The 22136-nt window shown below is 55.3% G+C and carries 26 protein-coding genes; 13 read left to right on the top strand and 13 right to left on the bottom strand.

Features of this window, described 5'->3' with window-relative positions; translation table 11 throughout:
- Positions 1 to 221: 221 nt before the first annotated feature.
- Positions 222 to 788: a YHS domain-containing (seleno)protein gene (locus FGU71_RS13225; RefSeq protein WP_142789250.1), complete on the top strand. Its 567-nt coding sequence runs from the start codon at positions 222 to 224 to the stop codon at positions 786 to 788.
- A gap of 93 nt (positions 789 to 881) precedes the next feature.
- Here the strand turns inward: FGU71_RS13225 and FGU71_RS13220 are convergent, their stop codons facing one another.
- Positions 882 to 1355 carry a hypothetical protein gene (locus FGU71_RS13220; RefSeq protein ID WP_142789249.1) on the bottom strand — a complete coding sequence of 158 codons (474 nt, stop codon included), beginning with the start codon at positions 1353 to 1355 and terminating at the stop codon, positions 882 to 884.
- 278 nt (positions 1356 to 1633) lie between these two features.
- Here FGU71_RS13220 and FGU71_RS13215 point away from each other — a divergent pair, with 278 nt between their 5' ends.
- Positions 1634 to 2113 carry a YHS domain-containing (seleno)protein gene (locus FGU71_RS13215; protein ID WP_142789248.1) on the top strand — a complete coding sequence of 160 codons (480 nt, stop codon included), beginning with the start codon at positions 1634 to 1636 and terminating at the stop codon, positions 2111 to 2113.
- Positions 2114 to 2756: 643 nt separating this feature from the next.
- On the opposite strand, the gene FGU71_RS13210 is transcribed toward FGU71_RS13215, so the two are convergent.
- The 7 genes from FGU71_RS13210 to miaA all read right to left on the bottom strand — a co-directional run bounded on the left by FGU71_RS13210 (position 2757) and on the right by miaA (position 9119).
- Complete coding sequence (locus FGU71_RS13210; RefSeq protein ID WP_142789247.1) at positions 2757 to 3410, bottom strand: YceI family protein; 654 nt, start codon at positions 3408 to 3410, stop codon at positions 2757 to 2759.
- Between the two features lie 80 nt (positions 3411 to 3490).
- The gene (locus tag FGU71_RS13205) at positions 3491 to 4093 is read right to left on the bottom strand and encodes a DUF4329 domain-containing protein (RefSeq protein ID WP_142789246.1); all 603 of its coding nucleotides are present in this window, start codon (positions 4091 to 4093) and stop codon (positions 3491 to 3493) included.
- 19 nt (positions 4094 to 4112) lie between these two features.
- Positions 4113 to 5132 (bottom strand): ketol-acid reductoisomerase, encoded by a 1020-nt coding sequence (ilvC, locus tag FGU71_RS13200; protein ID WP_142789245.1) that lies wholly within the window; start codon positions 5130 to 5132, stop codon positions 4113 to 4115.
- On the bottom strand, positions 5132 to 5566 hold the full coding sequence (locus tag FGU71_RS13195; protein WP_142789244.1) for a hypothetical protein: 435 nt from the start codon (positions 5564 to 5566) through the stop codon (positions 5132 to 5134). Before FGU71_RS13195 ends, ilvC begins: the two co-directional genes overlap by 1 nt.
- A gap of 65 nt (positions 5567 to 5631) precedes the next feature.
- Positions 5632 to 6147 (bottom strand): acetolactate synthase small subunit, encoded by a 516-nt coding sequence (gene ilvN / locus FGU71_RS13190; protein ID WP_142789243.1) that lies wholly within the window; start codon positions 6145 to 6147, stop codon positions 5632 to 5634.
- Positions 6147 to 7901 carry a biosynthetic-type acetolactate synthase large subunit gene (gene ilvB / locus FGU71_RS13185; RefSeq protein ID WP_142789242.1) on the bottom strand — a complete coding sequence of 585 codons (1755 nt, stop codon included), beginning with the start codon at positions 7899 to 7901 and terminating at the stop codon, positions 6147 to 6149. Before ilvB ends, ilvN begins: the two co-directional genes overlap by 1 nt.
- Before the next feature lie 249 nt (positions 7902 to 8150).
- On the bottom strand, positions 8151 to 9119 hold the full coding sequence (miaA, locus tag FGU71_RS13180; protein WP_142789241.1) for a tRNA (adenosine(37)-N6)-dimethylallyltransferase MiaA: 969 nt from the start codon (positions 9117 to 9119) through the stop codon (positions 8151 to 8153).
- Positions 9120 to 9153: 34 nt separating this feature from the next.
- On the opposite strand from miaA, the gene serB reads away from it, so the two are divergent.
- Positions 9154 to 10026, top strand: a complete 873-nt coding sequence (gene serB, locus FGU71_RS13175) for a phosphoserine phosphatase SerB (RefSeq protein WP_142789240.1) — start codon at positions 9154 to 9156, stop codon at positions 10024 to 10026.
- A 142-nt stretch (positions 10027 to 10168) separates the two neighbouring features.
- Entirely contained in the window at positions 10169 to 10996 is an 828-nt protein-coding gene (locus tag FGU71_RS13170; protein ID WP_142789239.1) for a Coq4 family protein, read from the top strand.
- Between the two features lie 29 nt (positions 10997 to 11025).
- On the opposite strand, the gene FGU71_RS13165 is transcribed toward FGU71_RS13170, so the two are convergent.
- On the bottom strand, positions 11026 to 11712 hold the full coding sequence (locus FGU71_RS13165) for a nitroreductase family protein (protein ID WP_142789238.1): 687 nt from the start codon (positions 11710 to 11712) through the stop codon (positions 11026 to 11028).
- A gap of 128 nt (positions 11713 to 11840) precedes the next feature.
- On the opposite strand from FGU71_RS13165, the gene FGU71_RS13160 reads away from it, so the two are divergent.
- Positions 11841 to 12662 carry a Coq4 family protein gene (locus FGU71_RS13160; protein WP_142789237.1) on the top strand — a complete coding sequence of 274 codons (822 nt, stop codon included), beginning with the start codon at positions 11841 to 11843 and terminating at the stop codon, positions 12660 to 12662.
- On the opposite strand, the gene FGU71_RS13155 is transcribed toward FGU71_RS13160, so the two are convergent.
- From FGU71_RS13155 to FGU71_RS13140, 4 genes are read right to left on the bottom strand one after another with little or no spacing between them, the layout of a single operon-like run.
- Positions 12659 to 12985: a DUF6122 family protein gene (locus tag FGU71_RS13155; protein ID WP_142789236.1), complete on the bottom strand. Its 327-nt coding sequence runs from the start codon at positions 12983 to 12985 to the stop codon at positions 12659 to 12661. The two genes, FGU71_RS13160 and FGU71_RS13155, sit on opposite strands and share 4 nt — an antisense overlap.
- Positions 12986 to 12996: 11 nt before the next feature.
- Positions 12997 to 15231, bottom strand: a complete 2235-nt coding sequence (gene purL, locus FGU71_RS13150) for a phosphoribosylformylglycinamidine synthase subunit PurL (RefSeq protein ID WP_142789235.1) — start codon at positions 15229 to 15231, stop codon at positions 12997 to 12999.
- 15 nt (positions 15232 to 15246) lie between these two features.
- Positions 15247 to 15921, bottom strand: coding sequence for a hypothetical protein (locus FGU71_RS13145; RefSeq protein ID WP_142789234.1), 675 nt, complete (start codon positions 15919 to 15921; stop codon positions 15247 to 15249).
- Positions 15922 to 15972: 51 nt separating this feature from the next.
- Complete coding sequence (locus FGU71_RS13140; protein WP_142789233.1) at positions 15973 to 16377, bottom strand: DUF2177 family protein; 405 nt, start codon at positions 16375 to 16377, stop codon at positions 15973 to 15975.
- A gap of 75 nt (positions 16378 to 16452) precedes the next feature.
- Between FGU71_RS13140 and FGU71_RS13135 the strand changes: the two genes are divergently transcribed.
- The 8 genes from FGU71_RS13135 (at position 16453) to FGU71_RS13100 (ending at position 22136) form a co-directional block, all read left to right on the top strand.
- On the top strand, positions 16453 to 16722 hold the full coding sequence (locus FGU71_RS13135) for an exodeoxyribonuclease VII small subunit (protein ID WP_142789232.1): 270 nt from the start codon (positions 16453 to 16455) through the stop codon (positions 16720 to 16722).
- 1 nt (position 16723) lies between these two features.
- Complete coding sequence (locus FGU71_RS13130) at positions 16724 to 17638, top strand: polyprenyl synthetase family protein (RefSeq protein ID WP_142789231.1); 915 nt, start codon at positions 16724 to 16726, stop codon at positions 17636 to 17638.
- Positions 17639 to 17817: 179 nt separating this feature from the next.
- Complete coding sequence (locus FGU71_RS13125) at positions 17818 to 18048, top strand: hypothetical protein (protein ID WP_142789230.1); 231 nt, start codon at positions 17818 to 17820, stop codon at positions 18046 to 18048.
- Complete coding sequence (gene coaD, locus FGU71_RS13120; RefSeq protein ID WP_142789229.1) at positions 18045 to 18557, top strand: pantetheine-phosphate adenylyltransferase; 513 nt, start codon at positions 18045 to 18047, stop codon at positions 18555 to 18557. The genes FGU71_RS13125 and coaD overlap by 4 nt, the downstream gene beginning before the upstream one ends.
- A 106-nt stretch (positions 18558 to 18663) precedes the next feature.
- Positions 18664 to 19344, top strand: a complete 681-nt coding sequence (locus FGU71_RS13115; protein WP_142789433.1) for a peptidylprolyl isomerase — start codon at positions 18664 to 18666, stop codon at positions 19342 to 19344.
- A 39-nt stretch (positions 19345 to 19383) separates the two neighbouring features.
- The gene (gene queA, locus FGU71_RS13110) at positions 19384 to 20418 is read left to right on the top strand and encodes a tRNA preQ1(34) S-adenosylmethionine ribosyltransferase-isomerase QueA (protein ID WP_142789228.1); all 1035 of its coding nucleotides are present in this window, start codon (positions 19384 to 19386) and stop codon (positions 20416 to 20418) included.
- A 9-nt stretch (positions 20419 to 20427) separates the two neighbouring features.
- Positions 20428 to 21369, top strand: a complete 942-nt coding sequence (locus tag FGU71_RS13105) for an ABC transporter ATP-binding protein (protein ID WP_142789227.1) — start codon at positions 20428 to 20430, stop codon at positions 21367 to 21369.
- Positions 21369 to 22136: an ABC transporter permease gene (locus FGU71_RS13100; protein ID WP_407644416.1), complete on the top strand. Its 768-nt coding sequence runs from the start codon at positions 21369 to 21371 to the stop codon at positions 22134 to 22136. The genes FGU71_RS13105 and FGU71_RS13100 overlap by 1 nt, the downstream gene beginning before the upstream one ends.

Genomic DNA, 22136 nt, shown 5'->3' with positions numbered 1-22136 from the left:
ATTCACTCGCACGCAGCCTGTCACGCCCAAGGGCGCATAAGTCGTAGGTATAGGCTGCTATTCCGTGTCATCATTGACGTTGTTGCCGATTTAGCGGCGCGGCTCAAGTATTTTGGCACAAAAGTTTTGCCATTGTAACGTTCGGCCGAAATCTCGCGAACTCCCGATGTCAGCAGTCAATAGGCTACCTGCACAGTGACAGCCCTTTTGGAGGAATGATTATGACCAACTCGATTTTCAAAACTGCCGTTGTGAGCGTTTTGCTCGCGTCAGCTGCAGCATGCAGCAGCCCTTCGGAAGAAACCGCCGATACAGGCGATAGTGCGGCCGTTGAGGCAACAGCCGAGACCGCTTATTTTGCAGATCTTGGCGGTGAACCAACCGGCCCCATCCACACTGCATCCAAAGGCGAGACGCTGGCTGTATCGGGATATGATGTCGTCAGTTACTTCACAGGGGATGGCGTTCCTGTTGTGGGTTCGGAAGAATTCACTGTGCGTTACAATGGATATGACTATCGCTTCGCAAATGAGGAAAATGCGGCGGCTTTCGTTGACGATGCTGCCAAATATGCGCCTGCTTACGGAGGGTACTGTGCGTGGGCTATCGGCGCCAACGATGCGCTCGCGCCGGGCGATCCCGAGGTTTATGAGATTGTCGACGGAACGCTTTATCTCAATTTCAACGAAAGCGTTCAGGACCGCTGGGAAGCAGACATTCCCGGTTTTATCGTAAAAGGTGACGCGAACTATCCGACCCATTCGGCTGACGAACACTTCCAAGACTAAACAAACCCAAAATGGGAAGGCCCTTTTTGTGGTCGCAAGAAACCCCTGTCAGCAGTGTGTCTGGCAGGGGTTTTTCTTATCTCGTGATCAGCGTTATCCGCAGCGTGCGTCGCGGATTATGTCCTGACTGTCGAGCATCACGTTAAGGCGCGGATTCGACGCATCAGGTTGCACAAAAGCGCCGCCAGGACGCAGAAACCTGATTTCCCTGCCAGGTCCGGCAACATCTTCGATATCAACCCGCGTACGAACATCCGCTACCATCCCTATAAACGGCCCCATTTTGTTGGCCCCGCAGGTTTCAGAGGCGGGATCGTTTGCGGTTCCAGGTGTGAAGGCCGCCTGTGCTTGGGGTTGCAATGGTTCCGCAATGGTTGGCGTTGCAACAGATCGCGGGGCGTTGCCTGTTGTCGGCGGATTGTTATTCGCACCATCACCGACACCGTTGATCCGCGCGGCAAAATCATCAGCCGCGTTGCGTGCTTCGTCTGCTGAATCGGGGTCGCTGCCACATGCACTTAATGCCAGCAGGATAGTCGCTGCCGCGATGGCTCGAAAACTGGTCATTATCTGTCCCGTCAGGTTTGCACCGATGTGCTGCGTTTAGTTTTTCTGCACGGCAGCAGTCAATGCGCGATGAGGCTTTGATTAAACCTGATTTCATTTTTTTTCGCCTCATCTGTCACCTTTTTGATGGTCCCTGCGAATACCATGATGTGCGCGGCCACTCGGCGGCTTTCAGGACAGTTTAGCCAGTTTCCCTTGCTGGTTTTATCCCCCTGAGATCCCGCCTGAAAGTTGATCGAGTGGCCGCTGCACACATTGTATTTGAGGAGACGACCCCGATGAAAGTCCGCACTTTTTTGATCGCTGCCGCTGCGTTTATCGCGCCTGTAGCGATGATCGCACCAGCCAATGCCGACGGCGGCATTTTCGTAGAAGTCGGCCAGCCCAATATCGCTGTAGGAGGTTATGACACCGTCAGCTATTTCCAGGGCTCTGGCGAACCTGTAAAAGGCGATACGCGCTATACGGTGCGGTATAAAGAAACCGAGTGGCGTTTTTCGTCGCAAGCAAACGCCGACGCATTCAAAGAGAACCCAGCGGCATATGCACCGCAATATGGTGGTCATTGTGCTTGGGCGATGAGCCGAGGATCGCTCGCCCCGGGTGATCCGCAACTTTACAAGGTTGTGGATGGCAAACTCTATCTCAACTTCAACCGCAATGTTCAAAAGACATGGCTCGCCGACATTCCCGGTTTCATCGCCAAAGCGAATCTTGCCTGGATATCCGTTCCAGATGGAAAGCGTTTCGGAGCCTAATCGAGAGCTTACGAAATTGGGCGCCCCGGTCTTACCCCTGACCCCCAATCCACCGGGGCGCTCAATACCTTACTGACTGCAATATCCCCCCCCTAGAGAAAACTGAGAGGAATCCCCTGATGTCAAATTCCAAGAGCTTCGCAAAAATGTTGATGGTTGCTGGCGGCCTAGCGGTTGCGACTGCCGGAGCGCCGGCCCTGGCAGATGCTCCATGCGGTCCAAGTGGACTGTCAAATGCATCGTCGAATTCAGATTCGGCCGATCGGGCTCAGGCCCGGGCTGAGCGTAAAGCACGCAAGGAGGCAAAGAAGGCTGCAAAAGCTAACGCCAAAGCATGTGCTGCGGCAGCTTGCGCGGCGGGTGCATGCGGTGCGGGTGCATGCGGAGCAGCCGCTTGCTGCGCGGCTGCAGACGATTGCGGCGCCAATGCCTGCGCAGCGAGCGCATGTTCAGCGAGCGCTTGCGCAGCAGGAGCTTGCGCACCGACAGCCTGACGGTGCGCGCATTGGGGGTGCAGCAGGCCTGAACTTCCTCCTAGGACAGGTCGGCTGCACCCTTTTTGCGCAGGCATATATATTGAAAAATGGATGGCCCGCAGAATATTGTTCTGCGGGCCAATTTCATTTGCGCAATGAATGCGTTCTTATTGCTTTTCAAAGGCCGCAGTGATTGTCAGATCGACATCGTTACCGACCAACCCCTGACCATACATGATCCCCCAGTCGGTCCGATCAATCGTGGCGCGCGCCTGAAAGCCGACGGTCTCTTTCTTGTTAAAGGGGTTGGTGCCCGCTCCGGTAAATTCGACCAGCATCGTCACCGGCCCGGCTTTACCGTTCATGTCGAGCATCCCCGAAACAATCGCAGTGGTATCACCATTCTGGCGCACATTGGTCGAGGTGAATTGGGCCATCCCGGGTTCAGGGCCGAAAAAGTCAGGCTGACCGCCATCCTTGCCCGGTCGCAGGAGGTGATCTTTTAACTGAGCGCTGGCTACAGTTACATCTGCGATCGGAATCATAATATCAAACTTGGCATCGTTGATGTTATCGGGCTGCATGGTCATCGTGCCCGAAATGTTACCGAACAGGCCGATGTAATCGTTGAATCCAAAGTGATCGACCTGCCAATCGACGAGCGTATGGGATGGGTCTAATGCATAGGTTCCGCCGGTGATCCGCGAAGCATCCACTGCGCCGGGAGCTGACGGTGTTTCCTGAGCAAAAATCGCCGGGGCGGTAAGAATTGCGCCTGTTGTTGTGAGCGCGGCAGCGGCCGCGAAAGCTAGGTTTTTCATACAATCAATCTCCATTGGTCCTGTCTAATCAATGGCGATTGAGTTCAACGGTTCCTGATTTGGGGGCGGATCGTTCTGGTTTAACAACTCGAAGACGTGCTTCGATATCGAGCCATAAGGCCGGTCGCATTGTATTGATCTGAAGGCGGGTTTGAAGGGCAGGCACGGTAGTTTGAATCTTGCGCAACACAGCGCTCTCCGCACACCATTTTGGCAGTTTCTGTACGGCCATCAATCCACCAAAACCGCCCTCCCGGCGTCGCGAGATATCCATCAATCCCAAGGGCGGAATCGCTGCGAAGATCAAGAATAGACGGCACTTCGCTGTCATAACGTTCGTTCTGGGCAGCGTGGGTGTGAAAGCTGGCGAGTGGTTTCATGCCGGGCTCGTCAAAAAATGCGATCCCGCAGCTTGCCTCGTCACCTTGCTTAATCGACGAGGTACCCAGTTCGCCATTGCTGCGTTCGAAGATAATTCCGCACAGTTCGATATCTTCGGAAAATGAGCGTTGCTGCAATGCGTTCAATTGCGCCCGGGCAAAGGCCTGAACCTCGGGTTGGGTCGTAGTGACCACAAAATCTTCCGGACCTTTGACGTTGAAATAGGCGCGGGCGACGATGACGGCCCAAGCCAGCGCACAAAGACCAAAGAACAGGGTAGTGGTGGAGCGGGTGTTCAACATGCCACCCGCTCCTGTGCTTTTAGTTTTTCGATTTGTCGACTAGCTTGTTCGCGCTGATCCACGGCATCATGGCGCGCAGCTCTGCGCCGGTTTTCTCGATCGGATGCGCTTCGGCGCGCTTGCGGGCAGCCTTTAATTCTGGCTGACCGGCGCGGTTATCCAGCACAAAATCTTTCACAAAACGGCCCGACTGAATATCGTCGAGAACGCGTTTCATTTCCGCTTTTGTTTCATCTGTGATGATGCGCGGGCCAGTTGTGATGTCGCCATATTCCGCCGTGTTGCTGATCGAATAGCGCATGTTGGCGATGCCGCCTTCATAAAGCAGATCGACGATCAACTTGGTTTCATGGAGACACTCAAAGTACGCCATTTCCGGCGCATAGCCCGCTTCCGTCAGCGTTTCGAAACCGGCCTGGATCAGGTGAGTGATCCCGCCGCAAAGAACCGCCTGCTCACCGAACAGATCGGTTTCGCATTCTTCACGGAAATTGGTTTCGATAATGCCGGAGCGGCCACCGCCGACGCCGCTGGCATAGGCAAGCGCCACATCATGTGCATTGCCGCTGGCATCTTGATGCACCGCGATCAGGCAAGGCACGCCGCCGCCGCGCTGATATTCGCTGCGCACGGTGTGGCCGGGGCCTTTAGGCGCAATCATGATCACATCGATATCGGCTTGCGGCTCGATCAGGCCGAAATGGATGTTGAGGCCGTGGGCAAAGGCGAGCGCGCTGCCCGGCTTCATGTGGCCGTGGATGTTATCGGCATAGATCGCGGCCTGATGCTCGTCAGGCGCGAGGATCATCAGAATATCGGCCCATTTGGCGGCCTCTGTGTTGGACAGCACCTTGAAGCCTGCTGCTTCGGCTTTCTTCGCGGTGGCAGAGCCTTCGCGCAGGGCGATAGCGACTTCGGCAACGCCGCTGTCACGCAAGTTTTGCGCGTGAGCGTGGCCCTGTGAGCCATAGCCGACAACGGCGATCTTCTTCGATTTCACCAGTCCCAGATCGGCATCGGCGTCATAATAAACTTTCATTATCTTCCCTTCGCTTTGTCGCGCATTTCTTGGATTGGCACCCAGTTCCTTGAACCGGGCAGTTTGGCTCGCCAGTACCTCCAACCGTTCAGCACTGGTGTTTTTCCGTCTTTCGTCGAGGCCACCGCGGCAGCCGCCGGAGAGGGGCCATTGAAGATCCCCTTTGGCGTCTTCCATTGACCTTTGCGTATGAATGCTCGGCCTACAATCCCATTGTATTCCATCCGAAGGCTGGTTTCCTCAGGCAGCGTCACGCCCTTGGAAGCCCATCCTCCGCCAGCCAAACCTTCAAACTTGTCGTCGTATTCATCCTCCGCTTCGTCGATCCCCAGCAGTCTGCGAAGCGCTGCGTTTGGGGGTTCGGAAAAGCCATTTCTTTCCGCTTCGATGGCTTTGTGAACTTCAAAATCAATTTCAATTTGTCGCATATCCATAGGCACTCTCCTTCTGTTTGAGTGGCTATAGGAATAATAGTAGTAATAGTAGAGTCAAGAGTAAATTACTTCCCCTCGGCGCCGCGCATCATGCCCACCACGCCCGAACGGCCAACCTCGAGAAGGCCGAGGCCGCGCATAAGAGCGATGAAACTGTCAATCTTGTTCGGCGCTCCGGTAAGCTCGAACACGAAACTTTCGGTGGTGGTATCGACTACGCTGGCGCGGAAAATATCCGCGACCCGCAGCGCCTCGACCCGCTTCTCGCCAATGCCCGCCACTTTAATCAGAGCGAGCTCGCGCTCGACATGCGGGCCAGCGGTGGTGAGGTCTATCACGCCATGAACGGGCACAAGCCGTTCAAGCTGCGCCTCGATCTGGTCGATGACTTCGGGCGGACCGCCTGTCACAATCGTGATCCGGCTGACTGCGTGATCTTCGGTAATATCGGCCACGGTCAGGCTGTCGATATTATAGCCGCGCGCGGTGAACAGGCCGGTGATCTTTGCCAGAATGCCGGGCTCGTTATCGACGGTGACGTTGAGAACGTGGCGCTCAGTTGAGGCGCTTTTTATTTTCATCAGACAAGTGCCTTTGCTTCGTCATCCATCGTTCCGCCCACTTCATCGCCATAAAGCATCATATCTGTATGAGCCGCGCCTGACGGGATCATCGGCAGGCAGTTGGCGTCTTGGGCCACACAGCAATCGACGATCACGGGGCCATCATGCTCCATCATGCGAATGATGCCCGCATCGAGGTCTTTTTCGTCCTGGATGCGGATGCCTTTCCAGCCATACGCTTCTGCCAAAGCGACGAAGTCTGGCAGACTGTCTGAATAGCTGTTGGAATACCGGCTTTCATAGGTCAGTTCCTGCCATTGGCGGACCATGCCCATATATTCGTTATTGAGGATGAAAATCTTGATCGGCAGGCGATACTGGCTGGCCGTGCCAAGCTCTTGAATGTTCATCTGGATCGAGGCTTCTCCGGCAATGTCGATGACCAATGCATCGGGATGGCCAAGCTGTGCGCCGATCGCGGCAGGCATACCGTAGCCCATCGTTCCCAGACCGCCACTGGTCAGCCACTTGTTCGGCTCTGCAAAGCCGAAATACTGGGCCGCCCACATCTGGTGCTGACCGACTTCTGTCGTGATAATCGGAGAGCGTTTGTGGGTAAGGGCATAGAGCCGCTCGACCGCTTTTTGCGGCATGATCGCTTGAGGGTTCTTTTTTGATTTTTCGGGATAGGCCAGACACTCGCGCGCGCGCCACCCTGCGATCCTGGCTTTCCATTCGCCCAGATCTTGGGCTTTGCGATCACCCCATGCCTCGATCATCTGGCCGAGCACGGTTCCGCAATCGCCAACAATACCCAGATCAACCGTCACGTTCTTGTTGATGGAGCTGCGGTCGATATCGATGTGGATTTTCTTGGAATCGGGCGAGAAAGCTTCAAGTTTGCCGGTCACACGGTCATCAAAACGAGCGCCAATACAAACCATGACATCGCATTTGTTCATGGCCATATTAGCTTCGAAAGTGCCGTGCATTCCCAGCATCCCAAGCCAATCGGGATGCGTGTTTGCAAAACAACCAAGGCCCATGAGAGTCGATGTTACCGGGGCACCGGTGATGTCCTGCAACTGGCGGAGCAGCTTGCTCGCTTCCGGTCCGGAATTTATGATGCCGCCGCCCGTATAAAAGATCGGTGCCTGTGCACCTTCGAGCATTTCAATTGCCTCGACGATTTGCTCTGGCGATGCTGCCATTTGCGGCGCGTAGCGGTGCGCGGCGGCCAGTTTTGAGGCGCGGCTTTCCGAAGGGATTGCGATTTGGACGTCTTTCGGAATGTCGATTACCACTGGACCAGGCCGTCCCGTGGTCGCGATGCGGAACGCTTCCTTTATGGTCGCCTCGAGATCGGCGGGATCTTTTACGAGATAGTTGTGCTTGGTGCAGTGGCGCGTGATGCCGACCGTGTCAGCCTCCTGAAACGCGTCAGTTCCGATCAGGCCAGTCGGGACCTGTCCGGTTATTACGACCATCGGGATGGAATCCATAAAGGCATCGGCGATACCGGTCACGGCATTGGTTGCACCTGGTCCCGATGTCACAAGCACGACGCCGGGTTTACCTGTTGCGCGCGCATATCCTTCCGCCGCATGCGCAGCGCCTGCCTCGTGGCGGACAAGAATATGCCGAATGCGCTCTTCGCCGAACAATTCGTCATAGATGGGCAGCACGGCACCGCCAGGATAACCGAATACAAATTCGACATCCTGATCCACCAGGCAGTCTATTAACAAGGCGGCTCCGGAGCGCTGCGCCAACGTACTTCTCCTAATAAAAACGGCCCGAAGCGGTTATTCGCATCGGGCCGATCTGGACGTTTCTCTTCGAAGAATCCTAGATCAACCCACTATCTCGCACGACTAGGACGGTAATCATTATCGAGATGCCTTCATCTTTGCAGTGCGGTGGTTTCTAACGGGATTGATATGCGAAACCAAGGGTTGATTGTGCACCGCAGTAACGGTGTGTGACGACCCAATATAAGGCATAATCTATCGCGTCAATGCTTAATTGTGTAATAATGATGCGAAAAGATGCTCAATATCGACATTTTGAGATTCAACTCGCGTCCAATCTGACGGAGATTGATTGCGGAACCAAGTGAATTGCCGTTTGGCATAATTGCGGGTTGCCTGCGCGCCGCGGGCGGCCATGTCCTCGCGGTCGATCTCATCAGCAAGAAATGCCGCGATCTCTGGCACGCCGATAGCGCGCATCACCGGCAGGTCTGGTGACAGAGAGCGCTCTAACAAAGCTTCAACCTCGGCGATCGCTCCTGATTGCAGCATAATTTCAAACCGCTTCTCGCAGCGATCATAAAGCCATTGGCGTTCTGGCAAAAGCACGGTGGCTGTCAGGTCGATGTCGTCACCGATGCCGCCGGTCTTCGCCAATTGCCAGTCGCCGAGCGTCACGCCGGTTGATCGTTTGACTTCAAGCGCGCGGGAAATGCGCTGACTATCACCGGGGTCGAGTTGACAGGCGCGCTCCGGGTCTTCGATCATCAGGGCCGCATATGCTGCGGTGGTATCCAGCGCGCGAACGACTTCGCGGATTTCCGGATCAATCGGGGGAATTGGCGCGATGCCTTCAAAGAGGACTTTCATATACATCCCGGTTCCGCCGACGAGAACGGGAAGGGCGCCTGTGTCGTGCGCACGCGTGATCAATGCACGGGCCCGGTTTGCCCAATCGGCTGCCGAGCAGCTTTCCGTCCCGTCCCACGTTCCATATAAGTGATGTGGGCATTGGGATTGTTCATCCGCAGTCGGTGCGGCGGACACGATCGGGATATCAGCATAGACCTGCATGCTATCAGCATTGATGATCCACGTATCCAGATCTGACTTCGCGCGCGATTTTGCCAGATCCAGTGCAATTGCGCTCTTGCCGCTTGCAGTTGGCCCTGCAATGAGCGCGACTGGTTTAGCTGGCCGGATCGGCAGCGATTTTGTTGGAGATATTTTGGTGCTCATAGCGCGTCTGATAGCAGACACTGACGGCGGGGAAATGGCTGATCTTGAAACGCGGCTCGATGCAGCAGCCGACGCGTTTCAGACGGCGGGGATGCCGGTCATCTCTGCGGCGATGCTTGACTTCGCATCGGAAGCCCTTGGCGGTGAAGTCCTGCAGTTGAGTTTTGACGAGGGCGACTCGGCTCAGATTTTGGCCGGGATTGATCGGTTTTTTGCGCCAACCGATGCGTTGGTCAGCCGCAGTGAAATCGCCGTGCCGCAAGTCTTCGTGTCCGACATGGATTCAACGATGATCGGGCAGGAATGCATTGATGAACTCGCAGACTTCGCTGGTCTCAAGGCTCAAATCTCCGAAATCACCGAAAGAGCGATGCAGGGCGAGCTTGATTTTGAAAAAGCATTGCGAGAACGGGTGGCTTTGCTGGCCGGCCTGGATGAGAGTGCAATCGCGAGCTGCCTTGCCGACCGCATCACCGCGACCCCGGGGGCCAAGACTCTTACCGCGACGCTCGCCGCGCAAGGAACGCGGTGCGTGCTGGTCACAGGCGGATTTCATCATTTCGCTGACGCTGTGGGGGAAGAGCTCGGCTTTCATCGGGTTGTTGGCAATCGGCTTGATGTTGAAATCGGGAAATTGACCGGCAAACTTGTCGGCGGGATTACCGACGCGACGACAAAGGCGGCTGTGCTTGCGGAGGAAATGGCCAAAATCGGCGTGAACGCGCGCAGTTTGGCGACGGGCGATGGCGCAAACGATATTCCGATGATCGAAGCGGCAACGTATGGGTTTGCCTATCGGGCCAAGCCAAAAGCGCGCGCTTCGGCAAATGGCCGCGTTGATCGCGGCGATTTAAGCGTCATTCTCGCGTTGCTTGGTATCCCTCCGAAAGATTGGGTTGTGTCCTAGATAGTGCGGTGGATTGAGAGAATTTACAGTTGATCGGTGCCAAAAAGGTTGTGATTGGGAACCGAAGCCTGCTATTTACATTTGTGTAAGTAAGCGTCGCTAAGAAGCGATCAGACCGTTCCGTTAAGAAGGCAAGAGACCGATGACAGCCACAGATTATTCTGCACAATATGCCGCTGATGGCACAGTTTTACGTCATCCAGAGCGCCCGCAGCCGCGGTATTCCTTGCCCCGTGCGATCAAGAATTTTCGGCTTTTGATGAAAGACAAGGAAGATACGAGCCTCGTCTTCAAAATCTACGAATCACTCCCTTCGAGTGATTTTTTGCCGCGCGTTCGCGATCTGACATTGTCGGAGCGTGGAGAATATCTGCGTCGAACCGAGCCGAATTTGCCTGAAATTCTTGATGATCACGAAACGCTGCGCAAGACACCCAAGGGCAGCCTCGCGCATGCTTATTGCGACTTTATGGAAACCGAAGGCCTCTCCGCCGCTGGTCTTGTTGCCGAATCTGAAAAACTGGGCCGGACCAAATTTCCTGATCTGGTCCAATGGTTTTCCGAGCGTTCGCGCGACACGCATGATCTGTTCCACGTTCTTACCGGATACGGCCGTGATGCGCTTGGTGAACAATGCGTTCTGCTTTTCACTCACGGCCAGTCGCCTACCCAAGGCCACTTGCTGATCGGTTATGCAGGCGCCGCGAACATCAAAAAAATGGCATGGGGCAGCAAAGCGCCAATTTTCGGTGCGGCACAGCAGGCCAAGCGCACGGGCAAGGGTGCTCCTAGTCTGATTCAGCAACCGATCCGCGAATTGCTCAAGCAGCCGCTCGATGTCGTGCGCTCATCATTGAATATCCCCGAGCCTAGCGTTTACGAAGAATGTCATCGCATATGGCGCGAAGAGGGGATCGACCCTTACAATATGCTCGCCAGCGGCGAAGAAACGCAGATGGCATCAGCGTAACCGCTGATCCCTTCGCTTGAACAAAGCCGCTAAAGCCAGGTTGCGATCTGACTTAGCGGCTTTTTCTTTACCGCATGTGCCGGCACGGTTGCATCTGCGCTGGGCCGCCCGACCACAACAATCATAAGCGGTTTTTCCCATTCGGGCCGCTCGCAGGCTTCACGCAGAAAACCCATGGGTGACGGCGTATGGGTCAGTGTGGCCAAACCGGCCTCGTGCAAAGTCGCGATCAACATCCCGCAAGCGATCCCGACGCTTTCATTGACGTAGTAATTCTGCGTTTTGCCGTCTTCCTCGATGCCGCCTTTGCGCTGGGCAAATACCACTATGAGATAAGGCGCAGTTTCAAGAAACGGTTTGTCCGCATCCGTGCCCAGGTCTTTCAACGCTCCTAACCATTCGTCGGACGCTTTGGGATCATCGCCATCGGCCCCGTAAAATCGGCGCTCTTCTTCTTCTGCGGCTACGCGAATTGCGCGTTTTTTGTCCGGAGAGGAAACCACCGCGAAATGCCACGGCTGATGGTTGGCGCCGTTAGGCGCTGTTCCAGCCGCTTCGATAGCAGCTTCAATCACTTCGCGAGGGACGGGTTCATCGGAAAAATACCGGCATGTTCGCCGTTGCTTTAATCGGTCACGTAAAGACTGCGCGCGGGCGATGCTTTCATCATCGGGCAATTCTTCAAGCGAATAGGGGAGGGTATCGTGGTCTCGCATAGTTCTCCTATGCGCAGCAGAGGCAGATAAGGGAAGACTTCCGTAACGGAAATCTCGCTTGACAGCAATTGACATCAATGTAAGTTGCAAATAGTGAACGTAAATTGATCCACGCCCAGGAGGCAAATATGGCTTTGCTTGACCGACCACTCGTTTCACCTGAACGCAAGATTTCCGGGTTTCAACCGCGAAAGGTGCTGCGCCATTTTGGTAAGTTGATCGAGGATAAGGAAGACACCGAACAGGTGTTTCATATCATCGAGGCGACAAAGGGTAAGCGCAGCCACAAACAAGCGTGGGATTTCATTCAATCGCCCCAAGGCCAACGGTTTCTGCGCAGTGAAGTCGATATTCCTGCCATGTTGGATGATCACGCGCGCTGGGCCGATTTGCCGGAAAACAGTGTCGGCAAACACTATATGGCGTTCATGAAGCGCGAAGGATTGAGCGCCGCAGGATTGGTCGCGGAAAGCCACAAATGGGCGCCGCCCGAAGCGCGCCCGCAAGACCTCACCGAATGGTATTTTGATCGCCTGCGCGATACGCATGATCTTTTCCATGTGCTGACCGGGTATGGCCGTGATGCTCTGGGCGAGGCCAGCCTGCTGGGCTTTTCATATTCCCAGAACCACAATGGCGGCATCTTGTTCATTGCCTTTGCCGGCGCGCGTCAGATCAAGAAAGTCACTGGCACCAAAGCACCGCTCTATTCCGCGATCCGCGAAGGACAGCGTGGTGGTAAGGTCGCATCAAAGATCGCTCATCTCGATATTGAGGCGCTGATGCGCGAAGATATCGACGAAGCGCGGGCGCGCCTGAAAATCGGAAAACCGGAGGTGTATCGGGAATGTCTGCGTATCCTCGAAGGCGAGGGCAATATGGCCGAGGATCTCGGTCTCTCAGAACCCAAGCAAGAATGCTGTGACGGGGCGGGCGCTCGCGCAGCCTAGGCCATCATCCACTGGCAATCGCCGAAATCCACTGCGAGGTGCCATAGCGCACCCAATGCAAACGCGCGTGCCCACCACCTTGGTATGAACAACATCAAACCATAGACGAGGGCGGCTTCCCAGCCGTGGAGCAAGTGGAAACCAATCGAGCAGCGGCTCGGATCGAAAATCGGATCGGCAAGCAGGTGATCGAGGTCGATCAGATTTGCCGATGCGATGACAGCCCCGGATCGCAGCCAGTCACCGCGCCAAACAATCCAGCCGAATGCGAACGGCGCAATCCAGTGCCCGCCGTAATGCAAAAATGTCTGGACCAGCTCCACGCGAAAAGCGCTTAATCACCCATCCATTGTTCGAAAAAGCTGCGATGGGCTGCTTTTAGATCGCCGAGCGATTGCCCAAGAAGGCTGTCGCCGCCAACGGTGCCAACCCGCTGAAAACCAATTTGTGCGGTCTCGCTGTCCCGCGTTCCCTTCGCAAGGGCTGCGTTCAGCGCCTCGACATCAGGAACGGTGACGAGATAGCGGCCTTGATCCTCACCGAACCACCACTGCGCGGCGGTGTAGTCTGCGCTGGCTTCGACATCCGCGCCTATGCCGCCCGCCATCGCCATTTCTGCGAGGCCGACAGCGAGACCGCCATCGGAAAGATCGTGGACCGCGTTTACCAGCCCGTCAGCGATCAGTTCATGGATAATCGCGCCCGCATTGCGCTCAACCACCAAATCCGTTGGCGGGGTGCGCCCTTCGTCGCGGCCCTTGATCTCTTTCAGCCATAGCGATTTGCCGAGATGCGATCGTGTGGGATCGGGAGTAGCCCAGAATTCTGGACCGACAAGATAGATTGCGTCGCCTTCTGATTTGAACGCCATTGTCATCATCTGGCTTGCATCTTCGATGATGCCGACGCCGCCGATTGCCGGAGTAGGCAGGATGGCAGACCCGCCGCCTGTTGCCTTGCTTTCATTATACAGTGACACATTGCCAGAAACGATCGGGAAATCGAGCGTGCGACAGGCTTCGCCCATGCCTTCGAGAGCGTGGACAAATTGCGCCATAATCTCAGGCCGCTGCGGGTTCGCAAAATTGAGGCAGTTTGTCACTGCAAGCGGTTTCGCACCGACTGCGCACAAGTTCCGGTATGCTTCTGCTATTGCCTGTTTCCCGCCTTCATACGGATCGGCATGGACGTAGCGCGGTGTACAATCGGTTGTCAGCGCAAGCGCTTTTTGGGTGCCGTGAATACGCACAACGCCGGCATCGCCGCCTGTTTGCAACGTGTCACCCATAACCTGGCTATCATATTGCTCTGAAATCCAACGACGCGAAGCGAGGTTGGGGGTAGCGAGAAGCGCGAGCAGGTCTGCGCCGGGATCATCACTGTCAGGCGCATCGTGCATCGGCGTGATATTTGCCCAACGGGTGTATTCTTCTTTCGAGAGATACGGCCGGTCATATTCGGGCGCGTCGGCAGCAAGCGGGCCTAGCGGTATGTCACAGACTACCTCGCCATCAAATTCGAGCACCATATGGCGCGTATCGGTGACTTCACCGATGACCGCGAAATCCAATTCCCATTTTTCAAAGATAGCCGCCGCCATCTCTTCTTTGCCGGGTTTGAGCACCATGAGCATCCGTTCCTGACTTTCGGATAACATCATTTCATAAGGCGTCATGCCTTCTTCGCGGCATGGCACCTTGTTCATGTCCAGCCGGATGCCCGCTTTGCCATTGGTTGCCATTTCCACACTGGAAGACGTCAGACCCGCAGCGCCCATATCCTGGATCGCGACGATGGCATCAGTCGCCATCAGTTCCAGACAGGCTTCGATCAGGAGCTTTTCTGTGAAGGGATCGCCAACCTGCACGGTGGGGCGTTTTGCTTCGGCGTCCTCTTCGAAATCCGCGCTTGCCATTGTGGCGCCGTGGATACCATCGCGGCCCGTTTTCGATCCGACATAGACGATCGGATTGCCTACGCCGGTTGCAGCAGAGTAAAAAATCTTGTCGGCATCAGCAACGCCGACGGTCATCGCGTTGACCAGAATATTTCCGTCATAAGCAGGGTGGAAATTGGTTTCCCCGCAAACGGTCGGCACGCCCACACAATTCCCGTAGCCGCCAATGCCTGCAACCACGCCCTGTACAAGGTGCTTCATTTTTGGGTGATCGGGACGGCCAAAGCGCAGGGCATTGGCATTTGCCACCGGACGTGCGCCCATGGTGAACACATCGCGAAGGATTCCGCCGACGCCTGTTGCTGCGCCCTGATACGGTTCAATATACGACGGGTGGTTGTGGCTTTCCATCTTGAAGATTGCTGCCTGACCATCGCCGATATCAATCACACCGGCATTCTCGCCCGGGCCGCAAATCACCCAAGGGGCTTCGGTCGGGAGTTTCTTTAAATGCAGGCGAGAAGATTTATAACTGCAATGCTCCGACCACATGACCGAAAATATGCCCAGCTCAACAAGGTTAGGCTCGCGCCCAAGCCCTGCGAGGACGCGTTCGTATTCTTCGGGTGAGAGGCCGTGCTGCTCGACGATTTCAGGTGTGATCTGGCTCATGCAAAGCCACTTAGATCACACACTCGGCGCCGCCAAGCCACCTCTGCGTATGAAATAGCGGTTCTCCCCGACCCACGCGGCGATTGCTGTCACAATCCCAAAGGCAATCAGGGCCTGAATGTACAAAAACGGTCCGGCTTCGGTTGGTTCAGGGCCAAACCAGTTCACAGCTTGAAATGCGAGGAGCACGATCATCAGGATCATCGGCTGTCCGATTGGCCCGCGTGAGCGCCGAATGTAGAAAAGAAAGGCCGCAACCGTGATCCCGATCTCAAACGGAATGGCAATGGCCGGATAATTCCATAGACCAAGCCCATAGGTTGCCTCGCCTCCGGCCATCGTCAGGTCAGGGCGGTGAGTGATCCAGTCGAGCAGCCAGTGAGACAATACGACGAGACCGGCGAGAAACCCTCCTAGAGCGTTCTTGCTCCACAGCATGACAATCAACGCGAAGACGACTGCCCAGACGCCAGTGCCTGCCAAACTGTGGGTGTAGGGCATGAAATAAAGGTCGAACGGGACCATCGCGGTTGCGCCGGGCTCCACCTGCATTTTTTCAACTCCCACCAGGGCGAGAGTGAAGAAACCCCAGTCCACCAATTGGGCAGCGATAAATGTTGTCGCCAGTTTAGGCGCACGCGGCCCCAATGCTGCCGCCACGAATGCCGGCGCGAAATGTCCTATGAACATGTGAGCTCTTCCCCTTGTACGAGCTTAATGTGCGAGCCTTACGACGACAGCTTATTTGGTAAGACGGAGCGAAACGAACGTTGCGATAGCGCTGGTTGTGCCTGTCGCAAACCCGCCCCAAAAAATATCCATGATCGAAATTTGTGTCGCCCAGACTTTAAAGACAGCCTGACTGGTCAAATCAAATGTCGCATAGCACAGCGCGCCCAATAAAACCCCGTTCAGCAGCGCTACCGAAACTTTGCCGCTTTGCAGCCCCGGTTTTATCGCGAACCAAACCATCCCCAGCAAATACAGGAAATAAAACGATCCGGCGGCTACGACATTAAATTCGTCGGCCATGATTTCGCCAATTATCGGTCGGTAAAGGTTTGGACCGGCCCAACTGAGCCAAACTGCATCAAGCGCCCCGAACACGAGGGCGGCGCAGATAAATGCAACGAGATATTTTGACATTTGCGATTCCCTGTTTTTGCCCGTCGACAATCTCAGCCTTGACCATGAGGACTCTCGCGGTCAATGCTCCGATGCATGGATGAGGGAAATGGTACCGCAGGAAATGCGGATAACATCGCAGATATGAGCTTTGAACAGGCGCTTGGCGCGCTTGAAAGCATTGTGCAGCAATTGGAGCGCGGAGACGTGCCGCTCGACGATTCAATAAACTTGTATGCGCGGGGCGAGGAATTGCGCGCCGCGTGTCAAAAGCGATTGGACGCTGCACAGGCGAGGATCGAAAAAATCGTGACAGGTTCCGACGGCAACCCAAGCGGGACAGCACCGCTGGACGGAGCCAGCTGAGATGGCCTTGGTTGAGGTGGAAAACGATCTGCTGGCAAGCGGGTTGAAACGCATCCAAGGCGAAATCGATTCGGTGTTCGATGCGTTTTTACCTGTGCCGGATGATACGCGTGCCCGATTGGTGGAGGCAATGCGATATGCCGCAATCGGCGGCGGTAAACGGGTTCGCCCGCTTTTGGTCGTAAGCACCGCAGAATTGTTCGGAGTGGATCGCACAGCGGCCCTGCGCGCAGGCGCCGCTATCGAAGCGATCCATGTCTATTCGCTGATCCATGATGACCTGCCATGCATGGACGATGATGATTTGCGCCATGGAAAACCGACGCTGCACAAAGTGTTCGACGAAGCGACCGCTGTGCTTGCCGGCGACTCGCTCCATGCGTTGGCGTTTGAAATCCTGGCGGATACAGGCACCAGCGCAGATCCATTTGTGCGCAGCGAACTTATCGCTACGCTTGGCACCGCAAGCGGCATGAACGGTATGGCAGGCGGCCAGATCATGGATATGGTCGCAGACGAGGAAGGCATTGATTATGACCTTCATTCCATCACCAAATTGCAGCAGCTTAAAACCGGTGCATTGCTGGCTGCGTCGGTTGAAATGGGCGCAATCTTGGGGAAGGTGCCGCCAGAAGGGCGTGCGCACCTGCGCGCCTATTCGCGTGACATCGGCCTCGCATTCCAGATTGCGGATGACTTGCTAGACGTGACCGGCGATCAGGAATTAGCCGGCAAGGCGCTCCGCAAGGATGCAGAGCAGGGCAAGCAGACTTTCGTCACTCTGATGGGTGTGGATCAGGCCCGCGATCAGGCCCGTGCATTGGTGGATCAGGCGGTTGCGCACCTTGGCAATCACGGCGAGGAAGCAGACGTGCTGCGCGCTCTTGCCCGCTTTATTGTCGAGCGGGATCGGTGAAATTTGCCGCATCGCTCGGCATCTTGAGTCTACTGGTATTGCAGGGATGCGGGCAAAGTCTGCCGCATGACCGCGTATTTACTTCTGAAGATTGCGCGCAAGATGCCAGCGGACAGGTCTCATGCCTGATTACGATGTTCGAATTGCAGAATTGCTCTGAAACTGAGGTTCTTGGGTCTATGTTTCGTGCCAATGCGCGCGAAGAAACATATCAGCACCGCACTGCGTTTTACGCCGGGCAAAAGTGCGTTGCAGAGATCAAACATGCCGCGGATCGCCGCGGTTTCAAAGCAAATGTGGATGATAATTTTGCGTATGAAGACGGGCGGGGTTACCGCGAGGTTTTGATATTCGGAAGCGGGCAATCCAAAGAGAGCGGCGCGTTCGAATGGGAGAGGGTAAAAGAATGACACAGCGCATCGGTATCTATCCGGGGACATTCGATCCCATCACGCTGGGTCATGCGGATATTATCCGGCGCGGCGCCAAACTGGTCGACAAACTCATCATCGGCGTGACCACCAATCCATCCAAAAATCCCATGTTCACAAACGAAGAACGGTTTGCGATGGTAGAGCGCGAAGTCGAAACCCTTGGCATTGAAAACGTCGAGGTCGTGGGTTTCAACGCGCTTCTGGTGAAATTTGCACAGAAGCAGAACGCGAATGTGATTATCCGCGGGCTGCGCGCTGTGGCGGATTTTGAATATGAATATCAAATGGCAGGCATGAACCAGCAGCTCGACGATGAAATCGAGACGGTGTTTTTGATGGCGGACGTATCGCTCCAGCCAATCGCATCGAAACTGGTTAAAGAGATCGCACTATATGGCGGTGATATCGCCCCTTTTGTTAGCGCGCCGGTTCGTAATGAAGTGAATGATCGTGTTGCCGAAATCGGCCGTAAAGGTGATTTTTAGGCTGCGATGGGCGTGGGCAATTCCGTGTGGCATTGCACTCATTCATTGAAGTGTCAGCATACCCTCGTTACACCGCGCGCAACTGGACAATTTCGTGAAGATTATGATGATTAAGAAAACTCTGGGCGCGATCGCCGCACTTTCGCTTTTCGCTGCGCCAAGCGCCGCGTTTGCGCAGGACGAAGAAGAAGCGATCATAAAAGCGCCGACCTTCTCGCCGATCAATTATGACGCGAGCGAAGAGCTTGAAAATATCTGGGTTCTGGACCTTTCAAATGGTGAGCGGATTAAAGTCCGTTTGATGCCCGAATGGGCACCAAGCCATGTTGAACGGATCAAAACTCTTACCAAGCGTGGGTTTTATGACGGCGTTATCTTCCACCGCGTAATTGATGGCTTCATGGCGCAAGGCGGCGATCCGACCGGAACCGGGCAGGGCGGCAGCGAGCTGCCTGATCTGAAAGCGGAATTTAATCCGATGCCGCACGTGCGCGGTACTTTGGCAATGGCGCGTGCGAATGAAGACGATAGTGCGAACAGCCAGTTTTTCATCGTGTTCTATCCGCGTTTCAGCCTCGACAAACGCTACACCAATTTTGGCCGCGTGATTGAGAATATGGCTGGGGTCGATGCGATCAACCGCGGCGAGCCGCCCGCCGAGCCGACACGGATTGTGCAGGCATCCATGGCCAGCGACAACAAGGCTCCGCCGGTCCTGCCAACGGCACCCGCAACTGCGGAAGCTGAAGTCACCGCCGATATGCTGAGAGCACCGATCGACCAGTAAGACTTTCCCTCGCAAGCAAGCCCCGCTAGGCGCGCTTACATGCGTGTAGACCTCTTTGATTTTGACCTTCCGCAAGAGCGGATAGCTTTGCGTCCCGTCCGTCCGCGAGACGCGGCGCGCATGTTGCTTGTGCGCGGGAATGAGCCTTTGGCTGATATGGGGGTCCGCGATTTACCGGCGATCCTCAACGCCGGTGATGTTCTTGTGTTCAATGATACGCGGGTGATCCCGGCCCAGCTTGAGGGGCACCGGGCAGGTGGGCAGGCAAAATTTGGCGTAACACTTCACAAACGCATTGATTTGCGTCGCTGGCAGGCTTTTGTGCGCAATTCGCGGCGTCTGAAAGAGGGCGATCAGATTGTCTTCGGGGGAGACGTCACAGCAATCGCTCAAGAACGACATGTTGATGGCAGTTTCACTTTGATGTTCGAAGGGGATGAACCTGTCGAGGTTCTGCTCGGCAAGGCAGGCACCATGCCTTTGCCGCCCTATATCGCTCGGAAACGCGGCGTCGATGAACAGGATCTTGTCGACTATCAAACGATGTTTGCTGAAAAGGATGGCGCGGTTGCCGCGCCCACCGCCTCCCTGCATTTTACGCCTGAACTGATCGGCGCAATCGATGCAGGCGGCATCCAGCGAGAGACCCTGACCCTGCATGTCGGGGCGGGTACGTTTCTACCTGTCAAAACCGATGATACAGATGATCACGCGATGCATTCCGAGTTTGGACAAATCAGTTCGGAAACGGCCGATCGCCTCAATTCCGCGCGGGCAAAGGGCGGGCGGATAATTGCGGTCGGCACGACTGCGCTGCGCCTGCTCGAAAGCGCAGCCGATGAAAATCGCATGATCAGGCCATTTTCGGGCGATACCGACATTTTCATTACGCCCGGCTATGTTTTTAAAGGCGTTGACGGGTTGATGACCAACTTTCATCTGCCCAAATCGACACTGATGATGCTTGTCAGCGCGTTGATGGGCCGCGAACGCATGATGACGGCGTATGATCACGCGATTGCTGAGGAATATCGCTTTTATTCCTATGGTGACTCATCGCTGCTCCTTCCCTAGTCGGGTTTCATGTCAGAACCGATCCTTTCCATCTCAGGCCTCACAAAAGTTTATAAGGGCGGCGTGAAAGCGCTCGACAATGTCGATCTCGATATCCGTCAGGGAGAGATTTTTGCACTGCTTGGCCCCAACGGCGCCGGTAAGACTACGTTGATTGGCGCAGTCTGCGGCCTGGTGCGGCCAAGTGCAGGCACAATCACTGCATTCGGGTATGATCTGTCACGCGAATGGCGCGCGGCAAGAGCGCGGATCGGTTTGGTTCCTCAAGAACTTAGCACAGATATGTTTGAAACCGTCTGGCGCGCCGTTTCTTATTCGCGCGGCTTGTTCGGTCATCCTCCGGACAATGCCCGGATAGAGGAAGTGCTCCGCAGCCTTTCCCTTTACGACAAGAAAGACAGCCAGATCCGCGAGTTATCCGGCGGAATGAAGCGGCGCGTATTGATTGCAAAAGCATTAGCGCATGAGCCTGATCTGTTGTTTCTCGACGAGCCGACAGCGGGTGTTGATGTCGAATTGCGCAAGGATATGTGGAAGCAGATTGCCGCTTTGCGAGAGCGGGGGACCACCATTATTCTGACAACGCATTACATCGAAGAAGCCGAAGAGATGGCAGATCGTGTTGGCGTCATCCGCAACGGGCAAATCCTGATGGTTGATGATAAAAGCGCGATGATGGAAAGGATGGGGCGCACCGAAGCCGTGATCACTCTCACTGCTGGGGTCTCTGAATTGCCTGAAAGCATCAAGGCATTTCCAGTCGAGCTGCGGGCTGATGGCACACAAGTTTGCTATCGCGGCGGTGATGGAGCAGGCGGCGGGCGAGAGGATGTCGCTGCGCTGACTAAGGCCTTGATCGCTGCGGGCATCGATTATCGCGGTATCGATATCCACGATAGCTCGCTTGAGGATATTTTTGTCGGCCTCGTATCCGAGCAGGAGGCTGTATGATGGGCTTTAACTTTCGCGGCGCCTGGTCGATCTATCAGCGCGAATTGATGCGTGCATTTCGCACCGCGTTTCAGTCGATTCTCTCTCCGGTTCTTACAACCTCGCTGTATTTTATCGTGTTCGGCACCGTTATCGGTAGCCGGATGGAGCCGGTCCAGGGTGTCGCATATGGTGCGTTCATCATTCCCGGTCTGTTGATGCTGACTTTGCTCGGTGAGACGACCAGCAATTCAAGTTTCGGGATCTACATGCCGCGCTTTACAGGCACGATTTATGAATTGTTATCAGCTCCCGTTGGTGTGGCTGAAACATTGCTCGGCTTTGTCGGCGCCGCTGCGACAAAGGGGCTCATCCTAGCCGCCATCATTTTGGCGACGGCGACGTTTTTTGTCGATTACGAGATCAAATATCCGCTGCTCGCGATGGGCTTTATCATGCTCGTGGCGGCAAGCTTTTCTTTGTTCGGATTTATTCTCGGCATTTGGGCCGACAGCTTTGAAAAATTGGGAATTATCCCGCTTTTGATCCTCACGCCGCTCACGTTTTTGGGTGGGACATTCTATTCGATTGCCGATCTGCCGGGCGTTTGGAAAACTGTTGCCCTTGCAAATCCCATTGCGTTTCTGGTGAGCGGGCTTCGATGGACCTTTTATGGCACGTCTGATGTTTCAATCGGCGTATCGCTCGGGCTGACGTTGGGCTTCCTTGCGCTTTGTACCGGGATCATCGCTTACATATTTAAGACCGGTTGGAGGCTGCGCGAGTAA

It is taken from the genome of Erythrobacter insulae (genome assembly GCF_007004095.1).
GTDB classification, from domain to species: Bacteria; Pseudomonadota; Alphaproteobacteria; order Sphingomonadales; family Sphingomonadaceae; genus Erythrobacter; species Erythrobacter insulae.
Note: the sequence above shows the minus strand (reverse complement) of the source record. Positions and strands in the feature narration are given on the sequence as shown.

Bases quoted from the DNA above. Each gene is read 5' to 3' on its own strand.
- FGU71_RS13210 (WP_142789247.1), bottom strand. From the start codon at position 3,410: ATGAAAAACCTAGCTTTCGCGGCCGCTGCCGCGCTCACAACAACAGGC.
- FGU71_RS13225 (WP_142789250.1), top strand. From the start codon at position 222: ATGACCAACTCGATTTTCAAAACTGCCGTTGTGAGCGTTTTGCTCGCG.
- miaA (WP_142789241.1), bottom strand. From the start codon at position 9,119: ATGAGCACCAAAATATCTCCAACAAAATCGCTGCCGATCCGGCCAGCT.
- serB (WP_142789240.1), top strand. From the start codon at position 9,154: ATGGCTGATCTTGAAACGCGGCTCGATGCAGCAGCCGACGCGTTTCAG.
- FGU71_RS13100 (WP_407644416.1), top strand. From the start codon at position 21,369: ATGGGCTTTAACTTTCGCGGCGCCTGGTCGATCTATCAGCGCGAATTG.
- FGU71_RS13130 (WP_142789231.1), top strand. From the start codon at position 16,724: ATGGCCTTGGTTGAGGTGGAAAACGATCTGCTGGCAAGCGGGTTGAAA.
- purL (WP_142789235.1), bottom strand. From the start codon at position 15,231: ATGAGCCAGATCACACCTGAAATCGTCGAGCAGCACGGCCTCTCACCC.
- queA (WP_142789228.1), top strand. From the start codon at position 19,384: ATGCGTGTAGACCTCTTTGATTTTGACCTTCCGCAAGAGCGGATAGCT.
- FGU71_RS13215 (WP_142789248.1), top strand. From the start codon at position 1,634: ATGAAAGTCCGCACTTTTTTGATCGCTGCCGCTGCGTTTATCGCGCCT.
- FGU71_RS13105 (WP_142789227.1), top strand. From the start codon at position 20,428: ATGTCAGAACCGATCCTTTCCATCTCAGGCCTCACAAAAGTTTATAAG.
- FGU71_RS13115 (WP_142789433.1), top strand. From the start codon at position 18,664: ATGATTAAGAAAACTCTGGGCGCGATCGCCGCACTTTCGCTTTTCGCT.
- FGU71_RS13160 (WP_142789237.1), top strand. From the start codon at position 11,841: ATGGCTTTGCTTGACCGACCACTCGTTTCACCTGAACGCAAGATTTCC.
- FGU71_RS13165 (WP_142789238.1), bottom strand. From the start codon at position 11,712: ATGCGAGACCACGATACCCTCCCCTATTCGCTTGAAGAATTGCCCGAT.
- FGU71_RS13145 (WP_142789234.1), bottom strand. From the start codon at position 15,921: ATGTTCATAGGACATTTCGCGCCGGCATTCGTGGCGGCAGCATTGGGG.
- FGU71_RS13170 (WP_142789239.1), top strand. From the start codon at position 10,169: ATGACAGCCACAGATTATTCTGCACAATATGCCGCTGATGGCACAGTT.
- FGU71_RS13220 (WP_142789249.1), bottom strand. From the start codon at position 1,355: ATGACCAGTTTTCGAGCCATCGCGGCAGCGACTATCCTGCTGGCATTA.
- coaD (WP_142789229.1), top strand. From the start codon at position 18,045: ATGACACAGCGCATCGGTATCTATCCGGGGACATTCGATCCCATCACG.
- FGU71_RS13140 (WP_142789233.1), bottom strand. From the start codon at position 16,377: ATGTCAAAATATCTCGTTGCATTTATCTGCGCCGCCCTCGTGTTCGGG.
- FGU71_RS13135 (WP_142789232.1), top strand. From the start codon at position 16,453: ATGGATGAGGGAAATGGTACCGCAGGAAATGCGGATAACATCGCAGAT.
- FGU71_RS13195 (WP_142789244.1), bottom strand. From the start codon at position 5,566: ATGGATATGCGACAAATTGAAATTGATTTTGAAGTTCACAAAGCCATC.
- FGU71_RS13125 (WP_142789230.1), top strand. From the start codon at position 17,818: ATGTTTCGTGCCAATGCGCGCGAAGAAACATATCAGCACCGCACTGCG.
- ilvN (WP_142789243.1), bottom strand. From the start codon at position 6,147: ATGAAAATAAAAAGCGCCTCAACTGAGCGCCACGTTCTCAACGTCACC.
- ilvC (WP_142789245.1), bottom strand. From the start codon at position 5,132: ATGAAAGTTTATTATGACGCCGATGCCGATCTGGGACTGGTGAAATCG.
- FGU71_RS13205 (WP_142789246.1), bottom strand. From the start codon at position 4,093: ATGTTGAACACCCGCTCCACCACTACCCTGTTCTTTGGTCTTTGTGCG.